Genomic DNA, 23,820 nt, shown 5'->3' with positions numbered 1-23,820 from the left:
GATATGAGCAAACAGATTCAAGACGCCTACATCGTCGCCGCCACCCGCACCCCCATCGGCCGTTCGCACAAGGGCTCGTTCAAGCACCTGCGCCCGGACGACCTGCTGGCGCACGCCCTGCGCGCCGCCATGGCGCAAGTGCCCGACCTGGACCCGAAGGCCGTCGAAGACGTGATCTGCGGCTGCGCGATTCCCGAAGCGCAGCAGGGCCTGAACGTGGCGCGCATCGGTGCCATCCTGGCCGGCCTGCCCAACAGCGTGGGCGGCATCACGGTCAACCGCTTCTGTGCCTCGGGTCTCTCGGCGGTGCAGATGGCGGCCGACCGCATCCGCGTGGGCGAGGCCGACGTGATGATCGCCGCCGGCACCGAGAGCATGAGCATGGTGCCCATGATGGGCAACACGCCCAGCCTCTCGCCCACGATCTTCACCAACACCGACGACGTGGAGAGCTACGGCATCGCCTACGGCATGGGCCTGACGGCCGAGAAGGTGGCGCAGAAGTGGAAGGTCTCTCGCGAGGCGCAGGACGCCTTCGCGCTGCAGTCGCACCAGCGTGCTGTGCTCGCCATGAGAAATGGCGAGTTCAGCGACGAGATCACGCCCGTGGAGGTCACCGAGCGCAGCGTGGACCTGGCAAGCGCCGAAGTCAGCACCACCACGCGCACCGTGAGCCTGGACGAAGGCGCACGGCCCGACACCTCCATCGAAGGTCTCGCGAAGCTGCGCACCGTGTTCGCCGCGCGCGGCTCGGTCACCGCCGGCAACAGCTCGCAGACCAGCGATGGCGCGGGCGCGCTGATTCTGGTGAGCGAGGCCGCGCTGAAGCGCTACAACCTCACGCCGCTGGCGCGTTTCGTCAGCTACGCCTCGCGCGGCGTGCCGCCGCACCTCATGGGCATCGGCCCGATCGAGGCGATCCCCGCCGCGTTGAAGTCCGCCGGCCTCACGCAGGACCAGATCGACTGGTACGAACTCAACGAGGCCTTTGCCGCGCAGTCGCTCGCCGTCATCAACACCCTGGGCCTCGACCCAGGCAAGGTGAACCCCATGGGCGGTGCCATTGCACTGGGCCACCCGCTGGGCGCCACCGGCGCCATCCGCGCCGCCACCGTGGTGCACGCGCTGCGGCGGCACAACAAGAAGTACGGCATGGTCACCATGTGCGTGGGCATGGGCCAGGGCGCCGCGGGCATTTTCGAGCGAGTCTGACCACCATGCACGTGTTCGACCAGGCCATTGCCCTCTCTGTACAGGGTGAAGGCAGTTACAGCGGTGCGACCTCGCCCGCCTACGGCAACATGGTCGGGCCGTTCGGTGGGGTGACCGCGGCCACGGTGCTGAATGCGGTGCTGCGGCACCCGGCGCTGCTGGGCGAGCCGGTGGCGCTGACGGTGAACTTCGCCGCCGCGTTGGCCGATGGTGCCTTCACCGTGCATGCGCGGCCGGTGCGCACCAACCGCTCCACGCAGCACTGGGTGATGGAGATCACCCAGCCCGATGCGCAGGGCACCGAGTCCACGGTGCTCACCGCCACCGCCGTGACTGCGGCGCGGCGTGAAACCTGGGGCGTGGACGACGCGCCCATGCCTGCCGTGCCCACGCCCGAAGCGGTGGGCCGGCCCAACATGGCCGCGCCGGTGGAATGGGTCAGGCGCTACGACATCCGCATCGCCGAGGGCGCCATCCCCACCACCTGGGATGGCCGCGGCGACGCCAGCCGCAGCACGCTGTGGGTGCGCGAAGAGCCCTTGCGGCCGCTCGACTTCGCCAGCCTGGCGGCCATGGCCGACGTGTTCTTTCCCCGCGTGTGGCTGCGCCGCGCGACGCGCGTGCCGGCGGGTACGGTGTCGATGACGGTGTACTTCCATGCCGGCGCGGCACAGCTGGCCGCGGTCGGTACCGGCTGGCTGCTCGGCCAGGCCCAGGCCCAGGCGTTTCGCAACGGCTTCTTCGACCAGAGTGCGCAGGTCTGGAGCCAGGCCGGCGCGCTGCTGGCCACCACGCACCAGACCGTCTATTACAAGGAGTGACACCCTTGCCGCGCTGCGCGCGACCCCCTCAAGGGGGCGACACCTGCGGCCTGGCAGAGCCAGTTCCGCGGTGTCTGCTGGAAGGGAGGCCTGGCGCGCCGGCCGATGTCGCTACGGCCGGCCCAGGAACAGGTAGAGCCCGGTGTAGCCGCGCGGCGCGCTCACGATGCTCAGGTACAGCGGGCCGATGCCGGTGTCCGCGCCCACGAACAGGCTGGAGCCCGCGCGCAGGTCGCCCAGCGACACGTCGCGGCGCTCGGTCCATGCGTTGCCGGCTTCCAGCGAGCCGCCGACGAACAGCGCCCGCGCGATGCCGACGTTCCAGGGCAGACGCCGGTAGTACGTGAGGCGGCCGAACACCAGGTAGTTGCCCGCCACCTGGCCCACGCGGTAGCCCGAGAGTTGCTGGAAGCCGCCGAGCGAGTATTCGTCCAGCGCGCCCACCGGAATCTGGCTGGCGTAGGCCAGGCGTGCGCCCACGTTGAGCGTGTGCACGCCCCAGCTTTTCACGCCGGTGGCGGAGCCTTCCCAGCGCGTGAAGCTGCCGCTGTTTTCCGAGTCCTCGAACGCGCGGCGACCGATCACCAACTCGCCCTTGGCGCGGTAGCCGCGCGACGGAAAGTTGGCGTAGTCGAGCTGGTCGGCAATGACGGCGGCGCGCACGCCGGCCTCGCTCCACACCAGGGCGCCGCGCGCCTCGTTGGGCATCAACCCTGCGATGAGTTCGGGCCGGACCTTGCGCCGCGCCGCCACCAGACCCACACGCATGTCGCCCACGTTGCCGAGCAGTCCCATGGGCCATCCCAGGTCCACCCCCACCTGCAGGCCCTGGCGCTGCAGCAGCGCGGCCATGTCGCCTTCCTCGGTGAAGTACTCCACGCGGCGCAGGCTCACGTCCACATAGCCCGCCAGGAAGCGGTCGCTGCGCAGCGTCAGCGGCTGGTAGAGCTCCGAGTAAAGGCCCAGCGTCTCGCCCAGTTGCACGCGGTTGCGCCATTCGGCGCCGCTGTCGTTGAGCCAGTGCCGGTTGTGGCTGATGCGCAGGTTGAACGCGCCCTGGCCCTGAAAGTCGGTGCGCAGGTCCAGGCCCACGCGCAGGTAGTTGGGGCCCCAGCCGTTCTCGCGCAGATGCACGGTGAGGTCCTCGGCGCCGTCGTCGCGCCGCGTGAGGCTGTAGTCCACGCGCTCGTAGTCGCCCGTGGCGGCCAGTTTCTGCAGGTCGCGTTCCAGCCTGGGCACGTCCAGCCGCTGCCCCTCGGCCGTGTCCAGTGCCGTGGCCAGGCGCCGGGCATGCGCCTCGTTCACGCCCTCGAACTTCACCGACGCGACCGCGCCGATGCGGCCCGAGTGGGCCTGCGCCGTCGCCTCGCGCGCCCGGGCCCAGCGCTGGTAGCTCGGTGCGTCCACGGCAAAGCGCGCCAGCGCCTCGCTCACGGTCTTGCCGTAGTCGTTGCCCAGTTGCACCAGCTCGGCCACCTTGCCGAAGTCCGCCGACGTGAGTGCGCCCAACGGCGGCTGCAGCAGCAGGTCCTTCGGCGTCAGCGACGCGATGCTGGCGCGCACGTTCTGCTCGGTCAGGATGTGCACCATCTGCATCGTCACCCCGAACAAGGTGCCCAGCGACGCGCGCTTGCCCAGCGGTGTGCCGATATCCACCGCGATCACCACGTCCGCGCCCATGCGCCGCGCCACGTCCACCGGCAGGTTGTTCACCAGGCCACCGTCGCCCAGCAGGCGGCCATCGACATCAAGCGGCGCGAACACCCCTGGCACCGACATGCTCGCGCGCAGCGCGGCTGCGAGGTCGCCGTGGTCCATCACCACGGGCTGGCCGGTCTCCATGTCGGTGGCGACGGCGCGAAACGGCGTCGGCAGGCCATCGAAGCTGGCCAGGTGGCGCGTGGACAGGGTGTAGCGCCGCAGCAGCATCTCCAGCGAGCGGGACGACACCGCACCGCTGGGCAGGATGAACTGGCCATCGCGAAAACCCACCGAGAGCACCGGTGAGAGCTCGAAGTCTTCCTCCTTGCGGCGCTGCGACAGCAACTGCCGCGGCTCGCGGCGCTCGAACAGATCGCCCCACGCCACCGCCTGGATCTCGCGCTCCAGGTCTTCCGCGCTCATGCCGCTGGCGTACAGCCCGCCAATGATCGCGCCCATGGAGGTGCCCACGATCAGGTCCACCGGCACCCGCGCCGCTTCCAGCGCCTTGATCACGCCCACGTGCGCGAAACCGCGCGCCCCGCCACCCGAGAGCACCAGGCCCACGCGGGGGCGTTCCCCCGGTGTGGCGGCGCCCGTGGCCGGGGCGGGGTTCCGGGGCTGGGCCTGGATCGATGCGCATATCAGCAGCGCGGCCAGGCCTGCGGCGAACAGGGAAAGGGGGCGGGACAGCATGGCGGCAAGTGTAGGGGCGGGTGCGCGTCAGGCCATGCGCTGAAACACGCTGTCACGCACCCGTCAGCCGCAGGGCGCGCACTTCAAAAAAGCACGCCCGTTCGTGGTAATTTGCGGCTTCCCTTCCCGCACCACACGAGACACCCCCATGAGCGACATCCTCGTCCACACCGAAGCCGGCGTCTGCACCCTCACGTTCAACCGCCCGGACAAGAAGAACTCCATCACCGCCGCCATGTACGGTGCGCTGGCCGACGCGCTGCAGGCCGCGCAGGCCGAGCCGGGCGTGCGCTGCGTTGTCATCCAGGGCAACGAGACCATCTTCAGCGCCGGCAACGACATCGCCGACTTCCTGAACAACCCACCCGCTGGCGCCGACTCGCCGGTGTTCCGTTTCCTGCGCGGCATCGCGGAGTTTCCGCTGCCCCTGATCGCCGCCGTCTGTGGCCCGGCGGTGGGCGTGGGCACGACGATGCTGTTCCACTGCGATCTGGTCTACGCCGGCGACAACGCCGCCTTCTCCATGCCTTTCGTCAACCTCGGCCTGTGCCCCGAGGCCGCGTCCAGCCTGCTGGTGCCGCAGATGATGGGCCACCACCGCGCGGCCGAGGCGCTGCTGTTGGGCGAGCCCTTCATGGCCGAGGCCGCGCTCGAAGTGGGCCTGGTCAACCGCGTGCTGCCACCGACAGAAGCCGCGGGCTATGCGCAGACCGTCGCGCGCAAGCTCGCCGCCAAGCCGATCAGCGCGCTGATCGAGACCAAGCGGCTCATGAAGAAGAACCAGACGCAGCAGGTGCTGGCCGTGATGGCTGAGGAGGGCGCAAGCTTCGGCCGCATGCTCGGCGAGCCGGCCGCGAAGGAAGCGTTCGGCGCCTTCATGGAACGCAGGAAGCCGGATTTTTCCAAGCTGTGAATCTTCGGGCCGGGCCGCGCGCGGCGTTCCCGGCTCGACCCTCCGGTGTGATGCAAGCAAGTTGACCAGGCACCCGGGCAGCAGGACCTTCATGCACGCCCTGGCGTGCTGCGCTTCGGCGGTGCATCGTCCAGGACTTCCCGCCCCGGAAAGCAAGGCGTATCGACTGCAGCCCAGGATGATGACGAGTTCTTAATGATTAATCTCTTATCATTACAAACCTTCATCCCCGCCATCGTCCAGGTCCCTTATGCTGAATCGACTGCTTTCACTTTTCCCCGTTCTTCTGCTCGCGTTCACGGCGCATGCTGGAGAGGTCGTCACCCCGGATGGGGCCGTGACCCTCACCGTTCCTGACGGGTTCACGACGCTTTCTGCCGACGAGATACGACAGAAATGGCCCACCTCGGCATCCCCGCCGAGCTTTGTGGTCGGCAATACGGCGCGCTCAACGGCGATTGCCTATGACCTGAAGGCGAATGCCCTTCCCCCGAAGGATCTGGACAAAGCGCTCAAGGCGTTTGAGGGCGTGTTCACGCGCGTCATTCCGGGCATCGTCTGGAAACGGCGCGAGTTGACGGAAATCGCTGGTCGTCAGTGGATTCAGCTGGAGTTCACGTCCCATGCGGTGGACACGGACGTCCACAACATCATGCTGGCGACCTCGTTCAGGGGCCGGATGCTCGCAGTGAACTTCAACTCCACGAAACGTGACTTCGCGGAAATGGAGCGCCCCTTGCGTCGCAGCGTTGCCTCCCTCAGGCTCCGGGAGCCCTGACGCGTTGACCCTCAAACGGGCAGCCACCCCCACCAGAACGGCCGTCGGCCGTCCCGGGCGCCCCGCTCGACGAGCAGTTGCGTGAGCGCCTCGCGGCCATGCCGGCGCGCGGCCTGCAAGGGGGTGAGGTCGTCGAAGTCCGACAGCAGGTTCGGGTCGGCGCCATGGTCCAGCAGGCACCGCGCAACCTCGTCATGCCCGTGGATCAGGCTGGCCACCAGCGGCGTGCACAGGACCTCGGGGTGCTGGTAGTTGGGGTTCACGCCCCCGTCGAGGTGGTGCCGCACCAGCGGCAGATCGCCCGTCAGGGCCGCCTGGTACAGATCCTTCCAGTCGCCTGCGGACATGGGCTTGCTCGTCGGGGTGGTGGGTTGTGGGGGCTGTGCGGTGCGCGCGCGGAGGGCGAAGGCCGTGGCGATTGTAGGACCGCCCTCTCCCAGGCCTGCACCCGTCCACGTCTCACACGCCGCACACCTCTCCCATGCCCAGCCGCGCGCACAGTTCGTCCACCAGCGCCTCGGCCTCGTCGGCCGTGCCCGCCACGCCGTACACGTAGTTGTCCGGCCGCACCAGCGCCACCACGCACTGGTGGCGCTGGAACCAGGCCTCGGCCACGCCGTCGGTCTCCCTTGCGGTGGCCGTGCCCAGTGCCAGCGTGCGCAGCCAGGGCAGGGCCGCAGCACTGGCCGGCGTGGCCTGGCCGGGGGCGAGCACCAGGCGCCAGCCGTTGCCGGCGATGGCGTCCATGCGCTGGCGCTGCGGGCCGTTCAGCAGCCAGGGCTGCGGGAACAGGCTGCCGCGCGCGGCGTGTTGCTGGTCGGCGAGCAGGCCGGTCTCCAGGCGCGGCAGGATGTCCTGGCGCGGCGTGTCCTTCACCACGCCGCCGCAATCGGCGAGCATTTTCGCGTCGCGCTCGCGGGCTTTTACCGGGTCGCGTTCGCAGATCACCGCGCCCACGTGTTTGATGCGGCTGGTGAGTTCGCGCACGTGGGCCTTGCGTTCTTCGCCGTAGCTCTCCAGCAGGGCCTCGGCGCGCGCGCCCGTGACCTCGCCGCGCAGCACGGCGGCGAGCTTCCACGACAGGTTGGCGGCGTCGCGCACGCCCTGGCACATGCCCTGCCCAAGGAACGGCGGTTGCATGTGCGCCGCGTCGCCGGCCAGGAACACGCGGCCCTGGCGCCATCGCTGCGCCACCAGCGCGTGAAAGCGGTAGCTGGCCTGGCGCCACAGCGTGCCGTCCTCGGGCGTGAGCCAGCGCGAGAGCAGTCGCCAGGTGGCCTCGGGTGTGGCCGCTTCCTTCGGGTCTTCGCCGGGCTTGAGCGAGATCTCCCAGCGGCGGTGGTTCTTCGGGCCGATCACCAGCGTGCAGGGGCGCTCGGGTTCGCAGTACTGCACGCTCACGGTGGGCAGCTTCGCCAGGCCTTGCTCGTTGACGAGCACGTCCACCACCAGCCAGGGTTCGTCGAAGTCCAGGTCTTCCAGCGGCATGTCCAGCTGGGTGCGCACCGTGCTGGACCCACCGTCGCAGGCGATGGCCCAGGCCGCGCGCACCGTGTGTTGGCCGCTGTCGTCGCGAATGTCGAGCGACACGCCCGAGGCGTCTTGCGCCACGCGCGTCATCTCCACACCCAGCTCCACCACCACGTTGGGCATTTGCGCCACGCGCTCGCGCAGCACGCGCTCCACCTCGGGCTGGGTGAACACCATGGACGGCGTGTGGCCCTGCGGGTAGGGCGGGGCCACCATGGTCATGCGGCGGATCAACTGGCCATCGACGCCGAAGTACTCCGAGGGCGTGAACGGTTCGCAGAACGGCGCAACCGCGTCGACCACGCCGAGCTGCTGGAACACGCGCATGATTTCGTGGTCCAGCGCGATCGCTCGCGGAATCTGGTAGACCTCCGTCAGGCGCTCGCACACGTACACATGCAGGCCCGCCTGGCCCAGCAGGCCGGCGGCCACCACACCGGCCGGCCCATAGCCGACGATGGCGACATCGAACACGCGTTCCATCGTCACACCCGCTCGTTCACGATCGGGTTGATCAGCGTGCCGATGCCTTCGATCTCCACCTCGTAGGTGTCGCCGGCCTTCATCCACACCGGCGGCGTGCGGGCCTGGCCCACGCCGGCCGGCGTGCCCATGGCGATCACGTCACCGGGTTCGAGCGTCAGCACGTCGGCCAACAGCGCGATGGTCTCGGCCACGTTGAAGATCATGTCGCTGGTGTTGGCGTCCTGCATCACCTGGCCGTTGAGGCGGCCCCGGATCTTCAGGTCTTTCGCGCCGGGCGGCAGTTCGTCGGCCGTGACCAGCACCGGGCCGAAGCCGCCGGTGCCGTCGAAGTTCTTGCCGATGGTCCACTGCGGCGTGCGCTTCTGGTAGTCGCGCACGCTCATGTCGTTGAAGCAGCTGTAGCCGAACACGTATGGCAGCGCGTCGGCCTCCTTCGTGTGGCGCGGCACGCGGCGGCCGATCACCACCGCGAGTTCGGCCTCGTAGTCGAACTTGGTGGACACCGTGGGCACCACGCCGGCGTCGCCGTGCGCGATCAGCGAGGAACTGCCCCGGTAGAAGAACCAGGGGTAGTCCGGCTTCTCGCGCCCGCCTTCCTTGGCGTGGTCGAAGTAGTTCAGGCCCAGGCACACGGTCTTGCCCGGATCGGGCAACAGCGGGGCGAGTTTCGTCGCGGCCAGGGCAAGCCGCGCGAACGGGCCGGCCAGCGCGGCGCGGGCGGCGGCGTGCAGGTCCACGCCGGCGCGCAGCGCGGCGCGCAGGTCGGCCGGCACCTGGGGTTGGACATCGTTGAGGTCGATCAGTTCGGAGCCGTCGACAACGGCGAGGCGGGGCGCGCCGTCGCGCAGGTAGGTGGTGAACTTCATGGGAGTCTGTCGTTGAGAAAAGAAGAACGGAAGAGCAAGAACGGATTCAGGCCGGCGGCGCGAACAGCACGCGGCGCTGCGCCTCCTTCAGCGTGGGGCCGGGCGGGGCTGAGATGCCCCACTGGTCCACGCGCCCGGGCGGCCACTTCCAGTCGGCCGGGCCGCGCGGTGTGTAGCTCTCGTCCACCTGCTCCACTTCGGCGGTGTATTCGATGACGATGCCGAACGGGTCGATGAAGTAGTTGAAGAGGTTGTTGCCCGGGCCGTGGCGCCCCGGTCCCCACTGGATCGGGTGACCCGCGTCCTTCATGCGGCCGCCGCCGCGCATCACCGAGTCGGCATCGGGCATGAGGAAGGCGATGTGGTTGAGCGCATCGTTGTCGGCCACGCCCACCGCCAGCGTGTGGTGGTCGCTGTTGCAGTTCATGAAGGCGATGGCCACGGTGCGGTCGGCCAGCGTGAAGCCCAGGGCCTCGGTCAGGAAGCGCTGCGTGTCGTCCACGGCGTGGCTGTTGAGCACCACGTGGGTCAGGCGCACCGGCCGGTCTTTCCACTCGCCCATGTCGTCGGCGCGGGCGTCGCCGTGCACCACCTGGAACACGCGGCCATGCGGGTCGCGCAGCGTCAGGCCCGTGCCGCCCGCCGGGTTCTTCGTCAGCGGGCCGATGGGCGAGACGATGTGGCCGCCCGCGCGCGGCACGGCCTCGGCCACCGCCTGCAACGCCTCGGCGCTGCGCGCGCGCAGCGTGACCTGCCGCAGCTGCGGTACCGGACCGCCGGCGTAGAGCGCGAGCAGGTGGTGGTCGCTGCCGGTGCCACGCAGGTACAGGGCCTTGCCCTCGCTGCGGTGCGCCACGTCCAGGCGCCACACCTGCGTGTAGAAGGCCTCGGCCTGCGCCAGGTCGGGCACGTTCAGGGCCACGCTGCGCAGGCCCTCGATCCAGGGAGAACTCATGGGAATGTCACCTTTTGCCGGCCCAGGAAGCGCCCGGCGTTGTCTTGCACCAGCCGCGCGGTGACCGCATCGTCGAAGCCGGCGGCCTCGATGCGCTGCACCGGCGTCTGGTCGTGGAAATTGAACGGGTAGTCGGTGCCGACCATCAGCTGCGTGTCGCCAAAGCTGGCCACCAGATGGCGCAGCGTCGGCGCGTCGAACACCAGGGTGTCATAGAAGAGTTTGCGCGCCTGCTCGGTGGGGGCCTGATGCACGGCTTCGCGCAGCGCCGGGAACACGCCCCAGCCCTGCTGAAGGCGCGGCAGCAGCGAGGCCAGCGTGCCGCCACCGTGACTGAAGGCGATGCGCAGCTTCGGTCGGCGCACCAGCAGGTTGCTCGTGATGACGGACGCGGCGGCCAGGCCCACGTCGCCGGGGTAGCCCAGCACCTGCTGCAGCGGCGGCGGGCCGACCAGGCGTTCCATGCCGGCGGGCCGGATGGCGTGCACGAACACGGCGGCGTCCAGTGCCTCGCAGGCCTCGAAAAAGGGGTCGAACTGCGGCGCACCGATGGGCACGCCATTGATGTTGCTGCCCACCTCCACACCGGGAAAGCCGAGCACCTTCACCACGTACTCCAGTTCGCGCAGGGCCAGGTCCATGTCCTGCAGCGGCACCGCGCCCAGGCCGGCGAGCCGGCCCGCGCTGGCGTCGACCATGGCGGCGATCTGGTCGTTGAGGAAGCGCAGCAGCTGCTGCGCGTCGGCCGCGTTCATCCAGTACGAGAGCAACTCGGGCATGGGCGACATCACCTGCAGCTCCAGCCCCATCGCGGGCAGGTCTTGCAGGCGCTTGGCCACGTCCCAGCACTTGTCAACCACGGTGCGGTAGTTCTTGCCCGCGATCATCACGCTGCGGTGGCAGGGCTGGGCCGGCGCCATGGACGGCCAGTCGCCCTGCACCGTGCGGCCGATGTAGGCGGGGAAGTTCTCGGGCACGACGTGCGAATGCACGTCGACGCCGCCGCAGGCGCAACGCAGGGTGGACGGCACGCCGGCTTACTCCGCCGTGATGCCCAGGGTCTTGATGACCTCGCGCCAGCGCTCGCGCTCGCTGCGCATGAAGGCGTCGAACTCGGCCACCGACATCTTCTGCTCCGCCAGCGAACCCAGTTGCGACAGGCGCTGGGCCACTTCCGGCTGCCGCAGCACGGTCTCCAGGTCGCGGTTGACGCGCGCCACCACGTCGGCCGGCGTGCCGGCGGGCGCGAACACGCCGTTCCAGCCGGTGTACTCGAAGCCCGGGAAGGTCTCGGCCAGTGCGGGCACATTGGGCATGTCGGGCTGGCGCTGCGCGGTGCTCACCGCGAGCGCCTTCAGTTGCCCGCTCTTGAGGAAAGCGCTCAACGCCGCGTCGGGCAGGCAGACCAGCTGCACGCGGCCGCCGATCACGTCCTGGATCGCCTCGGGTGCCTTGGTGTAGGGCACCAGGTTGAACTGCACGCCGGCCATGCCGGCGACGCTGCCAGCGAGCATGCCGGAGAAGGTCTTGGGACCTTCGGTGCCCATCGACACAGTGCCCGGCTTGGCCTTCGCCATGGCGATGGCCTCGGCCAGGTCCTTGGCCGGGAAGTTGCTCGCCGCGGCGATCACGAACGGGCTGCGGCCCACCAGGCGCACCGGCACGAAGTCCTTGGCCGGGTCGTAGGGCAGGGACTTGAAGGTGTAGGCGTTGGTGACCATCGCGGCGGTGGTCGCGTAGTAGAAGGTGTAGCCGTCGGCCGGCGCGCGCGCCGCCGCCTGCGCACCGATCACGTTCTGACCACCGGGCTTGTTTTCCACCACCACGCCCTGGTTCCACAGGCGGCCGAGCTGGTCGCCCACATAGCGCGCCAGGATGTCGGGGCCGGCGCCCGCCGGTTGCGAGAGGATGAAGCGCACCGGGCGCTGCGGCCAGGCGGGCGTTTGCGCCCGCAAGCTGCTGGCAAAGGGGAGCAGCACGGCGGCGCGGGCGAAGTCTCTGCGTTGCATGGATATGTCTCCTGTTGGGTGGCGGCACCGTGCGTGCGGCGCCGTCGGTTGGGCGAATCAGACCGGCATGCTAGGAAGCGCGGGAACATCTGTACAGACGATGACGTGGATTCATAGAATCCATGCCATGGATATCCGAAATGTCGATCTGAACCTGCTGGTGGTGTTCGATGCGATGGCCCGCCACCGCAGCGTGGGCCGCGCCGGCGAAACGCTGGGCCTGAGCCAGCCCGCCACCAGCGCGGCGCTGGCGCGCCTGCGCCTGATCTTCGAGGACGCGCTGTTCGTGCGCGCGGGCACGCAGATGAAACCGACGCCACGCGCGCTCGAGCTCGGGCCCGTGGTGCACCGGGTGGTGGAGACGATCAACCACGAGATCCTGCAGCAGGCCCGGTTCGATCCGGCGCGCGCCGAGCGCAGCTTCACCATCCTCACGCCCGACATTGGCGAGGTGGCGTTCCTGCCCGGTGTGTTGCGGCGGCTGCGGCACGAGGCCCCTTCGGTGCGGTTGCAGGCCATCGCCAAGCCGCGCGAGGCCGCCGCCGAGGCACTGGCCTCGGGCGACGCCGACCTGGCCGTGGGTTTTTTCCCGGACCTGAAGAAGGCCGGGTTCTTCCAGCAAGGCCTGTTCAAGACTTCCTATGCCTGCATCGCCTGCGCGCGCGTGGGGCCTGGCGCGTCGCGCATGACGCAGAAGCAGTACCTGGCGGCGCGCCACGTGGTGGTGCTGCCCGACGGGCGCGAGCACCTGCTGGACCGCTACCTCGACAGCAAAGGCTGGCGGCGCCACGTCACGCTGGAGCTGTCGCACTTCATGAGCCTGCTGGCCTTGCTGCCGGGCACCGACCTCGTGGCCACCGTGCCCGAGGACATCGCCACCGTGATGGAGCGCCACATCCCGATCCAGCGCATTGCGCTGCCGTTCAAGCCACCGGTGATCGAGGTGCAGCAGTTCTGGCACCGCCGCATGCAGAACGACCCCGGCCACCGCTGGCTGCGCGGCCTGTTCCACGAGGTCAATCGGCGCGAGGCGAACGCGCGCATGCCCTTGTAGGCCGCGCGCGCCCCGCTCAGTCCAGGCTCAGGTTCAGCTGCTTCACCACCGGCTCCCACCGGGCCGTGTCGGCCTTCACCTGTGCCTCGGCCGCCTGCCGGTTGCTGCCCACGCCGCGCAGGTCCAGGGCCTGCAGGCGGGTCCGCACGTCGGGGGCCGTCATGATGGCGCCCGCCGCCTGCTCGAGTGCGGCGGCAATCGGCGGTGGCAGGTTTGCGGGCGCCTGCAGCAGGAGCCTGAAACTGATGTCCAGCTTCGGGTCGTTGAGTGCCTTGGCCAGCGTGGGTACGTCCGGCGCGAGCGCGGAGGGCTCGGCGGACGAGACGGCCAGCGCCACCAGCTTGCCGGCCGTCACATGCGGCAGCACGGTGGGCGTGGCCAGGAAACCGCAGTCCACCTCGCCCGCGAGCACGGCGGTGGTGGCCGGTGCGGGGCCGCGGTAGGCGATGTGTTCCATCCGGGCGCCGGTGTTCTGCAGGAACATCTCCGCGGCCAGGTGGCCCGGCACACCGGCGCCGCCCGACGCGTAGATCATGCGGCTGGCCTTCGCGCGGGCCACCAGCTCGGCGGCGGTCTTCACGCCGGTCTTCGGGTGGCACACCAGCATCTGCGTGAAGCTGGCGAGCACCGAGAGGTTCATCAGGTCCTTGCGCGCGTCGAAGCTGAGCTTGGGGTACACCAGCGGGTTCACCGTGACGACGGTGTCCGGGCTGACACCCAGCGTGTGCCCGTCCGGCTCTGCCGCCGCCACCACGCCGGCGGCCAGGCTGGTGCCGGCGCCCGGGCGGTTCTCCACCACGACGCTCTGGCCCAGGCGCTGAGACAGCCGGTCCGCGAAAAGGCGGGCCGTGATGTCGGAGGGCGCGCCCGGCGGCGAACCCACCAGCAGGCGGATGGGCTTGGTGGGGTACGCGGGGGCCTGTGCCTGCGCGCCGCCAGTGCTCAGCACCGCCAGCGCCAGGCCGGTCGCAAGGGCACGAAGGGGTTGTCGGTACATGGTCGTCTCCTGTTGTGGTGGTTGATGTCGTCCACGCCCGTGCGCCGCGGGCGTTCAGCTCCCGGTGAACGTGGGTGCGCGCTTTTCAAGCCGGGCGCGCATACCTTCGTGTTTGTCCTTCGTGGCGAACAGGGTCTGGAACGAGCGGCGCTCGAACCGCAGCCCGCTGTCCAGCCCGCTGCTCATGCCCTCCAGCACCGCTTCCTTGATCAGGCGCAGGGCCAGCACGGGCAGGGCGGCGAGCTCGCGGGCGATCTGCAGCGCGCGGGCTTCGACGGCGGCGTCGTCCACCACCTCGCTCGCCAGGCCGAGGGCCAGTGCTGCTTCGGCGTTGAAGGGCTCGCCGCGCAGCAGGATGTGCATGGCCGCGAACTTGCCCACCGCCTGCGTCAGGCGCTGCGTGGCGCCGCCGCCGGGCATGATGCCCAGCTTCACCTCGGGCTGGCCGAATCGCGCGCCCCGGCCGGCGATGAGGATGTCGGCGTGCATCGCCAGTTCGCAGCCGCCACCGAGCGCATGGCCTCGCACGGCGGCGATCACGGGCTTGCGGTAAGCGGCGAGGGCACCCCAGAGCTTGTCCATCTGGCGCGCCATGATCTCCGCCGGGGTGGCGTCCACGTACTCGTTCAGGTCGGCGCCGGCGCAGAACGCGCGCTCGCCGCCGGCCAGCACGATGGCGCGCACCTGCGCGTCGGCATCGAGCCGGTGGAAGGCGTCGGCGAGCGCGTGCCGAAGTTCGAGGTTGAGCGCGTTGAGCACGGCGGGTCGGTTCAGGCGCAGCAGGGCCACGCCGTCGGATGGCCGCTCTTCCAGCAACACACCGCTCACGCCGCGTCTCCCGTGAACCGGGGCGCGCGCTTCTCGAAAAAGGCGGCCACGGCCTCGGCATGGTCGGCGGTGTGGTGGGCCAGCCCTTGCAGCCGGCCCGCGCTGTTGAGCGCCTCGTCCAGCGTGCTGGTGCGGGCCTGCTGCAGCAACTGTCGCGTCCAGCGCAGCACCTGTGGCGGGTTGGCCGCGATGCGCCCGGCGAGGCGCAGCGCCTCGTCGAGCAGCGCCTCGGGCGCGACCACGCGCGAGACCAGGCCGATGCGCAGCGCTTCTTCGGCGTCGATGGCGTCGCCGGTGAACGCCATCTCGGCCGCGCGCGCATGGCCGATCACACGCGGCAGCAGCCAGCAGCCACCGTCGCCGGGCACGATGCCGACCTTCACAAAGCTCTCGGCAAAGCGCGCGGCGCTGGAGGCGATGCGCAGGTCGCACATGCAGGCCAGGTCGTTGCCGGCGCCGATGGCCGGGCCGTTGACCGCCGCGATGATGGGCACCTGCAGCGCCTCGAAGGCGCGCGGAATGCGCTGGATGCCGTCGCGGTAGCGCTGGGCGATCTCTTCGGGGGGACCGGCGAACATGCCGGTGCGATCACGCATCTCGGCCACGTTGCCCCCCGAGCAGAAGGCGCTGCCCGCGCCGGTGAGGATGGCCACGCGCACGTTCAGGTCGGCATTCAGGTCGGCGAAGGTCTGCTCGAACGCGGTGAACATGGCTTCGCCACTGAGCGCGTTGCGGGTGTCCGGCCGGTTGAGGGTGAGCAGCGCGACGTGACCGCGCCGCTCGACGAGGATGGGATCGGTCATTCGGTGCCTCCCACGCGTTCGATGGCCATGGCCACGCCCTGGCCCACGCCCACGCACATCGTCACCAGGCCATGGCGCCCGCCACTGCGCTGCAGCTGCCGCGCGGCGGTGAGCACCAGGCGCGCGCCGCTCATGCCCAGCGGGTGGCCGAAGGCAATGGCGCCGCCGTTCGGGTTCACGTGCGCTGCGTCGTCGGGCAGGCCGAGCGCGCGCGTCACCGCCAGGCCCTGGGCCGCGAAGGCCTCGTTGAGTTCGATCACGTCGAAGTCGCCCATGCGCAGGCAGGTCTGCGCCAGCAGCTTGTGCACCGCGGGCACCGGGCCGAAGCCCATGACGCGCGGCGCGATGCCGGCGCTGGCATAGCCGACGATCCGGGCCAGCGGGCGCAGGCCGTGGCGCGACACCGCGGCCTCGCTGGCCAGCAGCAGCGCCGCCGCACCGTCGTTGACGCCGGACGAGTTGCCGGCGGTCACGCTCCCGTCCTTGCGGAAGGCGGGCTTGAGCGCGGCCAGGGTCTCGGCCGTGGTGTCGGCGCGTGGGTGCTCGTCCAGTGTGACCTGTGTGACGGCGCCCTTGCGACCGGGTACGTCGACGGCAGCGATTTCTGCAGCGAGCACACCGGAGCGCATCGCGGCCACCGCGCGCTGCTGGCTGCGCAGCGCGAACGCGTCCTGGTCGGCGCGCGAGACGCCGTGTTCCTCGGCCACGTTCTCGGCGGTCTCGCCCATCGCGTCCACGCCGTACAGCGTTTCCATGCGCGGGTTCACGAAGCGCCAGCCGATGGTGGAGTCGTGCACCTCCGCGTGGCGCGAGAACGCCGTCGTGGGTTTGGGCATCACCAGCGGCGCGCGGCTCATGCTCTCCACGCCACCGGCGATGGCGACCTGCGCCTGGCCGGCGTGCAGCGCGCGCGCTGCTTGAGCCACGGCTTCGAGGCCCGAGCCGCACAGCCGGTTGACCGTGACCGCCGGCACCTCCGCCGGCAGGCCGGCGAGCAGCGCGCTCATGCGCGCGACATTGCGGTTGTCCTCGCCGGCCTGGTTCACGCAGCCATAGACCAGCTCGTCGATCAGGGCCGGGTCGAGCGAAGGGTGTCGCGCCATCAGCGCGCGGATCGGGATCGCGCCCAGGTCGTCGGTGCGCACGGAAGACAGCGCGCCGCCGTAGCGGCCGATCGGCGTGCGCACGCCGTCACAGATGAAGGCGTTCATGGTCACAGGCCCAGCACCCTTTCGGCGTTCCCGTGCATGATCTTCTCCATGACTTCCGGCTTGTAGCCGAGCTCGTCCCACTCGCGCAGGATGCGTTCGTAGGGCAGGCTGGGGTAGTCGCTGCCGAACATGATCTTGTCCTGCAGGCGGCCGCGGATGTCCACCTTCAGGTTGCCCGGGAAGTGCTTGGGCGCCCAGCCCGACATCTCCCAGTACACATTGCCCTTGTGCAGCGCCACGGCGGTGGTCTCGTCCACCCAGGGCCAGCCGGGATGGGCCATGATGATTTTCAGGTTCGGGAAGTCGGCCGCGAGCTGGTCGATGTGTTTCGGGTGCGCGTGGCGCACCAGCGCGCCGTTGCCACCGGGCATGCCGGCGCCCATGCCGGTGGTGCCCACGTCGATCATCACCGCCGCGCCCATGGCGTTGATCTCCTCGAACAGCGGGTAGTAGCGCCGGTCGCTCACGCCGAAGTGCTGCATGATGGGATGGAAGTGAAAGCCGATGAAACCCAGCTCCTTGATGGCTTTGCGGGCCTGGATCATGGCGATCTCGCCCTTGGCCGGTTCCACCGCTCCCCAGCACTGGATGACGCGCTGCGGATGCCGCTTCCACATGCCGTGCACGTATTCGTTGGTGCACGGCGGCGCGGCGACGGTGGTCTCCAGGTCAAGCGCCACCAGGCAGGCCTCGACGCCCGCGCCGGTGAACTCGGCGATCACGTCTTCTTCGCTCTTTCCCACCCAGTCGCGCTTCCAGTAGCGCGCCAGCTCGGCGGGGTAGGGGCCCTGGGACTCGATCCAGGTCGGCGTGCCGGGGTAGCAGTGCAGGTCGATGATGCGCATGGCGTTTCTCGGGTTGTCGTGTTCAGTGGGGAATGCGGCGGGCTTCCTCTTCCTCCGCGTGTTTGCGGGCGATCAGCTCGCCGAGGGCCTTCTTGGAGACCTTGCCGAAGGTGGAGACCGGAAAGTCGGGCAGCACCTCCAGCCGCTCGGGCAGCTTGAACTTGGCGATTTCCTTGGTGAGCAGGAAGCCGACGAGCTCCTTCAGATGCAGCGCATGGCCGGGCTTGAGGATCACGAAGGCGCACATGCGCTCGCCCAGGTTGGCGTCGGGCATGGGCACGCAGGCCACGTTCTGCACGGCGGGGTGCATCAGGATCAGGTTCTCCACCTCCTCGGCGCTGATCTTTTCGCCACCGCGATTGATCAGGTCCTTCTTGCGGCCCTCGACGATGTAGTTGCCGCTGGGGTGCTTGCGCATCAGGTCGCCGGATCGGTAAAAGCCATCGGGCGTGAACTGGCGCGCGTTGTACTCGGGCACACCGAAGTAGCCGCGCAGCGTGTAGGGCCCGCGCACGGTGAATTCGCCCACCTCGCCGTCGGGCACCACGCGGCCGTCGTCGTCGAGCAGCAGCACTTCGTCGTCGTCGCACACCGGGCGGCCGCAGGTTTCCAGCTTCACCTCTTCGGGGTCATCGGCGCGCACGAACATCAGCGTGCCTTCGGACATGCCGAAGTTCTCCTGCACGAACACGCCGGGGATCAGCGCGCGCGTTTTCGCGCGCACCTCGGGCTGCATGCGCTGCCCGCCGCTCTGGATCAGCCTGAGGGTGGAGAGGTCGAACTGTTCGGCCGCCTCGTCGTTGATCAGGCGGATCAGCAGCGCCGGCACCACCTTCAGGTGCGTGACCCTGTGCTTCTGGATCAGCGCGAACATGTCGGCCGGGCGCGTGTTCGCGTGCAGCACCACCTTCGCTCCCTTGAACAGGAAACCCTGGATGCCCGGGCAGGCCAGCGGCAGGTTGTGCGCGATCGGCAGCACCAGCAGCAGCACCGATTCGGCGTCGATCTCGCACACGTCGGCGGCCACCTTGGAGTTGTAGGCATAGTCGTTGTTGGTGCGCGGAATCAGCTTGGGGATGCCGGTGGTGCCGCCCGAGAGCTGGAAGATGCACGGGTCGGTCGGGTCGATGGCGATCTCGGACAGGCGCGACGCCGGCAGGGTGGCCGGCCTGTGGATCAGCTCGCGCAGCGAGACCTCGCCCGCGCCGGCCTCACCCAGCACGATGCGGAACTTCAGCGACGGGTTCTCGGCCTGCACGCGGGTGATCACCGGTGCAAAGGCGAAGTCGCCCGCGGTGTCTGGGTAGACGCAGGTGGTCGCGCCCGAGAGGTTCACGAACTGGCTGATCTCGGCGTAACGGTGCGTGACCAGCGCGGCGATCGGGATGCAGCCGATCTTCTGCAGCGCGAAGTACAGCAGCACGAACTCGTGCACATTGGGCAGGGTGGGCACGACGCGGTCCAGCGGCCGCAGGCCGAGTTCGAGCAGGTTCAGCGCCAGGTTGGTGGTGACGCGGTCGAGTTCGGCATAGGTGTAGCTCAAGTCGCCGTCGATCAGCGCCACCCGGTCGGCGTAGCGCTTGAACACGGCATCGAACTCCTGCGCCAGCGAGCGGTCCTGCCAGTAGCCCTTGGCGCGGTAGCGCGCGGCGTACTCGGGGGGAAAGGGAACGAATCCTTCAAGCATGGAAGTCTCCTTGGGGTGTCATGTGGAACTCGTGAAGCCGCCGTCGATGACGACCACTTCGCCTGTCACAAAGCGCATGCCCTGGATCAGGTTGAGCATCACCTCGGCCACGTCGTCGGCGGTGACGCAGCGCTTGAGCGGCGTGGCCTTGGCGCGCGCGCCCATGAGGGCGTCGTACTTGTCGCCCAGCATGCGTTCCATCCAGTCGCCCTCCATCCAGCCCGGTGCCACCGCGTTCACGCGGATGTCCGGTCCCAGGTTCCAGGCCAGCATCTTGGTCAGGCTCACCACGGCGGCCTTGCTCGCGGCGTACGGTGGCGGCTGCGGTCCGGGGCGCAGGCCGACGATGCTGGCGGTGTTGACGATGCAGGGTTCTCCACCCTGTTGCTTGCTCTTCTTGAGCAGCGGCACGGACGCACGGCTCACCTGGAAGTTGCCGCGCACGTTGACCGCGAAGGTGCGGTCCCACGCGGCCATGTCCAGGCTCTCCAGGTCCTTCACCTTCCAGGTCGCGGTGGTGCCGGCGTTGTTGACCAGGGCATCGAGGTGGCCGAACGCTTCGCCCACTTTCGCCAGCATCTGGCGCACCGCGGCATCGTCGCTCACGTCGCACTGCAGCAGCAGGGTCTGCGCGCCCAGGGCCTCGGCTTCTGTGGCCACCGCCTGCGCGGCCTGGGCGCTGGACGCGTAGTTGATGGCCACGTCGTAGCCGGCTTTCGCGAGGGCCAGCACGGCGCTGCGGCCGATGCCGGTGCCGCCGCCGGTGACGAGGGCTTTCTTGCGTGGGGTCATGGTGGTGAGTTCCTGTCTGGGGTGTGAAGAGGTGCGTTCACCCTGGGCACCGGCTGCCCCGGTGCCTTCGGGCCGTGGAAAAAAAAGAAGGCGAAGGGCGGCGAGCTATTGCGGCTGCACGCCGAGCTCGTTCACCAGGCGCTTCATCGCGCCCTGCTGCTGCACGAAGAAGGTGCGTGCGCTGGCCACGCTGTCCTGGCGGGGGTACACGCCCATGTCGCTCATGCGGGTGGTGACCTCGGGCGAGGCGGTGATGCGGTTCACGTCGGCGTTGATGCGTTCGACGATGGCCGCCGGCGTGCCGGCCGGCGCGATGATCTGGAACCAGCCGATGGCTTCGTAGCCGGGGTAGGTGTCCGCCACCGGAGGCACATCGATGCCGGGCAGGCGATGGGCCGAGGTCACGCCGATGGCGCGCAGCCGGCCTGACTTCACGTGCTCCAGCAGGCTGGGCACGCCGTCCACGGTCAACAGGGCGTCGCCCGCGAGCACGGCGGCCACGGCCTCCGGCGGGGTGCGGTAGGGCACCGTGAACAGGCCCATGCCACCGGCCTTGCTTGCCATCTCCCCGGCCATGTGCGGCAGCGAATTGAGCTGCGGCGCGGCGAAATTGACCTTGCCCGGGTGGGCCTTGGCGTGCCTGGCGAGATCGGCCATGGACTGGATGCCGCTGGCGGTGGGCACCACCAGCATCAGCGGGCTGATGCCCACCGTGGCGACCGGGGCGAGGTCGGTGTCGGGGTTGAACTGCGGGTTCTTGAACACCAGCGGCGTGATGGTGCCCATGGCCGCTGGCACAAAGCCGATGGTGTAGCCATCCGGCGCGGAGCGCGCCAGTGCCGACATGCCGGGAATGCCGCCCGCGCCGGGGCGGTTGTCCACCACCACGCCCTGGCCCCAGGCCGCGGCGAGCTTCTCGCCGACGATGCGTGCGATCACGTCGGGCGCTGAGCCGGGGCCCACGGGCACGATCATGCGCACGGGTTTGTTCGGCCAGGCCTGGGCGAGGGCGTGGGTCGCGGTGCCGCCCAGCGCGAGCAGCAGCAAGGCCGCGTGCAGGATGTGGCGTCTGGAATGGGGGGTCATGTCGTGTCTCCGTGTCGTTGGTCTGTGGTCCCCGTTGACGGGGTGAAGCGGACTCTAGGGAAACGTGAGGATTCCAATAAGATGGCGTGATTCAAAAAGTGATACGAAATTGCCATCCCCCTGACCGCACGGAAACAAGGCCTGCGCATGAAGCTCGACCAGCTGCAACACCTCATGGCCATCGTCGAGCACGGCAGCTTGCGCTCGGCCGCGAAGCGGCTGGACATGCCGCAGCCCGCGCTGACGCGCAGCGTGCGGGCGCTGGAGAGGGAATTGGGTGTGAGCCTCTTTGCGCGGCAGACCACGGGCATGGTGCTGACGGCCGAAGGCGTGCGCTTTCACCGCAGGGCCTGCGTGATCTCCAGCGAGGCGCGGCGCGCGCGCGAGGAGGTGCAGCACCCCGGGCCTGGCTACGAAGGCACGGTGTCGGTGGCGTTGTCCATCATGCCGCACCTGGGCATGCTGCCCGATGCCCTGCCGGTGTTCCGCCACGCTTACCCGAAGGTGAAGCTCAACGTCACCGAAAGCCTGATGCCTGCCGTGGAGGGCGCGCTGCGCGACGGCAGCCTGGACTTCTACCTCGGCGCGGCGCCGTCACAGAAGACCGCGCCCGGCCTGGCCATGCAACACCTGTGCGACAACACGCGCGTGGTGGTCTGCCGCAAGGGCCACCCGCTGGCGCGTGTGCGCAGCCTGAAGGCGCTGGCCGGTGCCGAATGGGCCAGCACCACCATCGACCACAACGCCGAGCAGGACCTCGCGCGCCTGTTCGCCACCCATGGCCAGACCGCGCCGCGCGTGATGCTGAGCGCGCATTCGGCGCTCTCGGTGCAGGTGGCGCTGGTGCAGACCGACCTGCTGGCCATGCTGCCCCGCCAGTGGCTGGACTTCACGATGACGCGCGACCTGCTGGACGTGATCCCCGTGCGCGAACGATTGCCCGCGCCCGCCATCGTGCTGGTGCGCCGGCCCGACCTGCCGCTGTCGCCGCCTGCCGAATTTTTCTGCGATGTGTTGATGCGGGGCCTGCCCAGGGCGTGAGCCCCCTGGGTGCCGCAAACTCAGCCGTGGGCCAGACCGACGGCGGTCACACCCGCGATGCAGATCAGCTCGTCCTCGTCGCCGGTGCCGCCGCTGGCACCGACGGCGCCGATGACCGTGCCCTGCGCGTCCTTGATCACCACCGCGCCGGTCTGCGGCAGGAACTTGCCGTCGGAGGTGGCCGACAGCGAGACGAAGAAGTTGGGGTTGCCCTTGGCGCGTTCACCCAGCGTGCGGCTGGACACGCCCATGCCGACGGCACCCCAGGCCTTGGCGCGCGCGATGTCGAAGCGGAACATGCTCGCACCGTCCTCGCTGGCGTAGGCCTTGAGGTGGCCCGCCGCGTCGAGCACGGCGATGCCCATGGGCTGGTAGCCCATGTCTTTCGATTTCGCGAGGGCGGCGGTGATGATGGTCTGGGCTTGGGCGAGAGTGAGGCTCATGGTCGGGGTCGAAGGGTTGAAGAGGGCGCCAAGGGTACCGCGGTCCGTGCTCAGTCCTCGGGCTTGAAGCCGGTGGTCTTGACCACGCGGCCCCAGAAGGCGTGGTTCTCGCGCACCATGGTGCCCAGGCCTTCGGGCGTGACGCGAAGCGACTCCAGCCCGATCTTGGCGAACACCTCCTGCATGGCATTCGAGTCCAGCGCCTCGTTCACCGCCGCGTTGATCGCGTTCACCCTGGCCGCGGGAATGCCCGCCGGGCCGTACCACGCCAGCCAGTCGACGAAGGCCACGTCCTTGTAGCCGAGCTCGGTCAGCGTGGGCGTCTCGGGCAGGGCCTTCCAGCGCGTGGGCGCGCACACGGCCAGCGCGCGCAGCGTGCCCGCGCGGATGTGCGGCAGCACCTCGCTCACCACGTTGAAGCTCACCGGGATCTGGCCGCCGCGCAGGTCGGTGAGCAGCGGCGCGCCGCCCTTGTACGGCACCGCCTGCATGTCCACACCCGACTGCTTTCCCAGCATGGCGCCCGCCAGGTGCAGCGACGAGCCCGTGGCCGGCACGCCGTAGTTGGCCTGCGCCGGGTTGGCCCTGGCCCATTTCAGGTAGTCGGCCACGGTGCGGATCTCGGCCGGCAGGCCCGGGCCTGCGGTGAACACCGCCGTGTACGAGCACAGGCCCGCGATGGGTACGAAGTCCGCCAGCGTGTCGTAGGGCAGCTTTTTGAACACGTGCGGGTGCAGCGTCATGACGGTGCTGGGGCAGCCATACAGGGTGTTGCCATCGGGTGCGGCGCGCTTGACGAATTCGGCCGCGATGCGCCCGCTGGCACCGGGCTTGGCGTCGTAGATGAAGGGCTGCGGGTACTTGCCCCGCATCTGCTCGATCAGCGGGCGCGCCACCTGGTCGCCCAGGCCGCCGCCCACGGGAAAGCCCGACCACAACGTCACGTTGCCGGTGGCCTGGGCAAAGGCCGGCAGGCCGGTGGTGGCCAGGCCGCCGAAGGCCGCGCCGGCGCGCAGCAGGGTTCTGCGTTGCATCATGTTCTGTCTCCTGTCTCGTTGAAAAAATG

At 69.5% G+C, this 23,820-nt stretch carries 23 protein-coding genes; 6 read left to right on the top strand and 17 right to left on the bottom strand.

The features are described from left to right. The first annotated feature begins 3 nt into the window (after positions 1–3). Both AB7P10_RS15180 and AB7P10_RS15175 read left to right on the top strand, forming a co-directional pair. Positions 4–1,212 (top strand): acetyl-CoA C-acyltransferase, encoded by a 1,209-nt coding sequence (locus AB7P10_RS15180; protein ID WP_428294685.1) that lies wholly within the window; start codon positions 4–6, stop codon positions 1,210–1,212. A 5-nt stretch (positions 1,213–1,217) separates the two neighbouring features. Continuing rightward, positions 1,218–2,033 carry an acyl-CoA thioesterase gene (locus AB7P10_RS15175; protein ID WP_428294684.1) on the top strand — a complete coding sequence of 272 codons (816 nt, stop codon included), beginning with the start codon at positions 1,218–1,220 and terminating at the stop codon, positions 2,031–2,033. A 111-nt stretch (positions 2,034–2,144) separates the two neighbouring features. Here AB7P10_RS15175 and AB7P10_RS15170 read toward each other — a convergent pair whose 3' ends face one another. Next, positions 2,145–4,430, bottom strand: a complete 2,286-nt coding sequence (locus tag AB7P10_RS15170) for a patatin-like phospholipase family protein (protein ID WP_428294683.1) — start codon at positions 4,428–4,430, stop codon at positions 2,145–2,147. A gap of 148 nt (positions 4,431–4,578) precedes the next feature. Between AB7P10_RS15170 and AB7P10_RS15165 the strand changes: the two genes are divergently transcribed. After that, positions 4,579–5,343: an enoyl-CoA hydratase gene (locus tag AB7P10_RS15165; protein ID WP_428294682.1), complete on the top strand. Its 765-nt coding sequence runs from the start codon at positions 4,579–4,581 to the stop codon at positions 5,341–5,343. Positions 5,344–5,680: 337 nt separating this feature from the next. Continuing rightward, the gene (locus AB7P10_RS15160) at positions 5,681–6,121 is read left to right on the top strand and encodes a hypothetical protein (RefSeq protein ID WP_428294681.1); all 441 of its coding nucleotides are present in this window, start codon (positions 5,681–5,683) and stop codon (positions 6,119–6,121) included. 11 nt (positions 6,122–6,132) lie between these two features. Here AB7P10_RS15160 and AB7P10_RS15155 read toward each other — a convergent pair whose 3' ends face one another. The 6 genes from AB7P10_RS15155 to AB7P10_RS15130 form a co-directional block, all read right to left on the bottom strand. Beyond that, positions 6,133–6,468 (bottom strand): ankyrin repeat domain-containing protein, encoded by a 336-nt coding sequence (locus AB7P10_RS15155; RefSeq protein ID WP_428294680.1) that lies wholly within the window; start codon positions 6,466–6,468, stop codon positions 6,133–6,135. Between the two features lie 112 nt (positions 6,469–6,580). Further along, complete coding sequence (locus AB7P10_RS15150; RefSeq protein ID WP_428294715.1) at positions 6,581–8,134, bottom strand: bifunctional 3-(3-hydroxy-phenyl)propionate/3-hydroxycinnamic acid hydroxylase; 1,554 nt, start codon at positions 8,132–8,134, stop codon at positions 6,581–6,583. A 2-nt stretch (positions 8,135–8,136) separates the two neighbouring features. Further along, positions 8,137–9,003 (bottom strand): fumarylacetoacetate hydrolase family protein, encoded by an 867-nt coding sequence (locus tag AB7P10_RS15145; protein ID WP_428294679.1) that lies wholly within the window; start codon positions 9,001–9,003, stop codon positions 8,137–8,139. Between the two features lie 46 nt (positions 9,004–9,049). Next, on the bottom strand, positions 9,050–9,958 hold the full coding sequence (locus AB7P10_RS15140) for a VOC family protein (RefSeq protein ID WP_428294678.1): 909 nt from the start codon (positions 9,956–9,958) through the stop codon (positions 9,050–9,052). Further along, positions 9,955–10,989: an amidohydrolase family protein gene (locus tag AB7P10_RS15135; RefSeq protein WP_428294677.1), complete on the bottom strand. Its 1,035-nt coding sequence runs from the start codon at positions 10,987–10,989 to the stop codon at positions 9,955–9,957. The genes AB7P10_RS15140 and AB7P10_RS15135 overlap by 4 nt, the downstream gene beginning before the upstream one ends. Before the next feature lie 6 nt (positions 10,990–10,995). After that, positions 10,996–11,967, bottom strand: a complete 972-nt coding sequence (locus tag AB7P10_RS15130) for a Bug family tripartite tricarboxylate transporter substrate binding protein (protein WP_428294676.1) — start codon at positions 11,965–11,967, stop codon at positions 10,996–10,998. Between the two features lie 127 nt (positions 11,968–12,094). On the opposite strand from AB7P10_RS15130, the gene AB7P10_RS15125 reads away from it, so the two are divergent. Continuing rightward, entirely contained in the window at positions 12,095–13,021 is a 927-nt protein-coding gene (locus AB7P10_RS15125; protein ID WP_428294675.1) for a LysR family transcriptional regulator, read from the top strand. A 16-nt stretch (positions 13,022–13,037) separates the two neighbouring features. Here AB7P10_RS15125 and AB7P10_RS15120 read toward each other — a convergent pair whose 3' ends face one another. The 8 genes from AB7P10_RS15120 to AB7P10_RS15085 form a co-directional block, all read right to left on the bottom strand. Then, positions 13,038–14,018: a Bug family tripartite tricarboxylate transporter substrate binding protein gene (locus AB7P10_RS15120; RefSeq protein WP_428294674.1), complete on the bottom strand. Its 981-nt coding sequence runs from the start codon at positions 14,016–14,018 to the stop codon at positions 13,038–13,040. A gap of 54 nt (positions 14,019–14,072) precedes the next feature. Then, entirely contained in the window at positions 14,073–14,846 is a 774-nt protein-coding gene (locus AB7P10_RS15115; protein WP_428294673.1) for an enoyl-CoA hydratase-related protein, read from the bottom strand. Then, complete coding sequence (locus AB7P10_RS15110; RefSeq protein ID WP_428294672.1) at positions 14,843–15,649, bottom strand: crotonase/enoyl-CoA hydratase family protein; 807 nt, start codon at positions 15,647–15,649, stop codon at positions 14,843–14,845. Before AB7P10_RS15110 ends, AB7P10_RS15115 begins: the two co-directional genes overlap by 4 nt. Then, on the bottom strand, positions 15,646–16,860 hold the full coding sequence (gene pcaF / locus AB7P10_RS15105) for a 3-oxoadipyl-CoA thiolase (RefSeq protein WP_428294671.1): 1,215 nt from the start codon (positions 16,858–16,860) through the stop codon (positions 15,646–15,648). The genes AB7P10_RS15110 and pcaF overlap by 4 nt, the downstream gene beginning before the upstream one ends. Before the next feature lie 2 nt (positions 16,861–16,862). Further along, positions 16,863–17,705: an amidohydrolase family protein gene (locus AB7P10_RS15100; RefSeq protein WP_428294670.1), complete on the bottom strand. Its 843-nt coding sequence runs from the start codon at positions 17,703–17,705 to the stop codon at positions 16,863–16,865. A gap of 22 nt (positions 17,706–17,727) precedes the next feature. Next, positions 17,728–19,392: a (2,3-dihydroxybenzoyl)adenylate synthase gene (locus tag AB7P10_RS15095; protein WP_428294669.1), complete on the bottom strand. Its 1,665-nt coding sequence runs from the start codon at positions 19,390–19,392 to the stop codon at positions 17,728–17,730. Positions 19,393–19,410: 18 nt separating this feature from the next. Further along, positions 19,411–20,184: an SDR family NAD(P)-dependent oxidoreductase gene (locus AB7P10_RS15090; RefSeq protein ID WP_428294668.1), complete on the bottom strand. Its 774-nt coding sequence runs from the start codon at positions 20,182–20,184 to the stop codon at positions 19,411–19,413. A gap of 105 nt (positions 20,185–20,289) precedes the next feature. Next, entirely contained in the window at positions 20,290–21,270 is a 981-nt protein-coding gene (locus tag AB7P10_RS15085) for a Bug family tripartite tricarboxylate transporter substrate binding protein (RefSeq protein WP_428294667.1), read from the bottom strand. A gap of 147 nt (positions 21,271–21,417) precedes the next feature. On the opposite strand from AB7P10_RS15085, the gene AB7P10_RS15080 reads away from it, so the two are divergent. Next, positions 21,418–22,311: a LysR family transcriptional regulator gene (locus tag AB7P10_RS15080; protein WP_428294666.1), complete on the top strand. Its 894-nt coding sequence runs from the start codon at positions 21,418–21,420 to the stop codon at positions 22,309–22,311. A 20-nt stretch (positions 22,312–22,331) separates the two neighbouring features. Here the strand turns inward: AB7P10_RS15080 and AB7P10_RS15075 are convergent, their stop codons facing one another. Both AB7P10_RS15075 and AB7P10_RS15070 read right to left on the bottom strand, forming a co-directional pair. Continuing rightward, a complete protein-coding gene (locus AB7P10_RS15075; protein ID WP_428294665.1) occupies positions 22,332–22,754 on the bottom strand; it encodes a GlcG/HbpS family heme-binding protein in 423 nt (140 codons plus the stop codon). Positions 22,755–22,804: 50 nt separating this feature from the next. Further along, a complete protein-coding gene (locus AB7P10_RS15070) occupies positions 22,805–23,791 on the bottom strand; it encodes a Bug family tripartite tricarboxylate transporter substrate binding protein (protein WP_428294664.1) in 987 nt (328 codons plus the stop codon). Positions 23,792–23,820: the final 29 nt, after the last annotated feature.

The organism is Hydrogenophaga sp. (genome assembly GCF_050182545.1).
In the GTDB taxonomy this organism is placed as follows: domain Bacteria; phylum Pseudomonadota; class Gammaproteobacteria; order Burkholderiales; family Burkholderiaceae_C; genus Hydrogenophaga.
This window is presented reverse-complemented; position numbering and strand designations above follow the sequence as displayed.

What these genes read in the sequence shown, in the direction of transcription:
- AB7P10_RS15180 (WP_428294685.1), top strand. Translation starts at nt 4, where the DNA reads ATGAGCAAACAGATTCAAGACGCCTACATCGTCGCCGCCACCCGCACC.
- AB7P10_RS15175 (WP_428294684.1), top strand. Translation starts at nt 1,218, where the DNA reads ATGCACGTGTTCGACCAGGCCATTGCCCTCTCTGTACAGGGTGAAGGC.
- AB7P10_RS15170 (WP_428294683.1), bottom strand. Translation starts at nt 4,430, where the DNA reads ATGCTGTCCCGCCCCCTTTCCCTGTTCGCCGCAGGCCTGGCCGCGCTG.
- AB7P10_RS15165 (WP_428294682.1), top strand. Translation starts at nt 4,579, where the DNA reads ATGAGCGACATCCTCGTCCACACCGAAGCCGGCGTCTGCACCCTCACG.
- AB7P10_RS15155 (WP_428294680.1), bottom strand. Translation starts at nt 6,468, where the DNA reads ATGTCCGCAGGCGACTGGAAGGATCTGTACCAGGCGGCCCTGACGGGC.
- AB7P10_RS15150 (WP_428294715.1), bottom strand. Translation starts at nt 8,134, where the DNA reads ATGGAACGCGTGTTCGATGTCGCCATCGTCGGCTATGGGCCGGCCGGT.
- AB7P10_RS15145 (WP_428294679.1), bottom strand. Translation starts at nt 9,003, where the DNA reads ATGAAGTTCACCACCTACCTGCGCGACGGCGCGCCCCGCCTCGCCGTT.
- AB7P10_RS15140 (WP_428294678.1), bottom strand. Translation starts at nt 9,958, where the DNA reads ATGAGTTCTCCCTGGATCGAGGGCCTGCGCAGCGTGGCCCTGAACGTG.
- AB7P10_RS15130 (WP_428294676.1), bottom strand. Translation starts at nt 11,967, where the DNA reads ATGCAACGCAGAGACTTCGCCCGCGCCGCCGTGCTGCTCCCCTTTGCC.
- AB7P10_RS15125 (WP_428294675.1), top strand. Translation starts at nt 12,095, where the DNA reads ATGGATATCCGAAATGTCGATCTGAACCTGCTGGTGGTGTTCGATGCG.
- AB7P10_RS15120 (WP_428294674.1), bottom strand. Translation starts at nt 14,018, where the DNA reads ATGTACCGACAACCCCTTCGTGCCCTTGCGACCGGCCTGGCGCTGGCG.
- AB7P10_RS15110 (WP_428294672.1), bottom strand. Translation starts at nt 15,649, where the DNA reads ATGACCGATCCCATCCTCGTCGAGCGGCGCGGTCACGTCGCGCTGCTC.
- pcaF (WP_428294671.1), bottom strand. Translation starts at nt 16,860, where the DNA reads ATGAACGCCTTCATCTGTGACGGCGTGCGCACGCCGATCGGCCGCTAC.
- AB7P10_RS15100 (WP_428294670.1), bottom strand. Translation starts at nt 17,705, where the DNA reads ATGCGCATCATCGACCTGCACTGCTACCCCGGCACGCCGACCTGGATC.
- AB7P10_RS15095 (WP_428294669.1), bottom strand. Translation starts at nt 19,392, where the DNA reads ATGCTTGAAGGATTCGTTCCCTTTCCCCCCGAGTACGCCGCGCGCTAC.
- AB7P10_RS15090 (WP_428294668.1), bottom strand. Translation starts at nt 20,184, where the DNA reads ATGACCCCACGCAAGAAAGCCCTCGTCACCGGCGGCGGCACCGGCATC.
- AB7P10_RS15085 (WP_428294667.1), bottom strand. Translation starts at nt 21,270, where the DNA reads ATGACCCCCCATTCCAGACGCCACATCCTGCACGCGGCCTTGCTGCTG.
- AB7P10_RS15080 (WP_428294666.1), top strand. Translation starts at nt 21,418, where the DNA reads ATGAAGCTCGACCAGCTGCAACACCTCATGGCCATCGTCGAGCACGGC.
- AB7P10_RS15075 (WP_428294665.1), bottom strand. Translation starts at nt 22,754, where the DNA reads ATGAGCCTCACTCTCGCCCAAGCCCAGACCATCATCACCGCCGCCCTC.
- AB7P10_RS15070 (WP_428294664.1), bottom strand. Translation starts at nt 23,791, where the DNA reads ATGATGCAACGCAGAACCCTGCTGCGCGCCGGCGCGGCCTTCGGCGGC.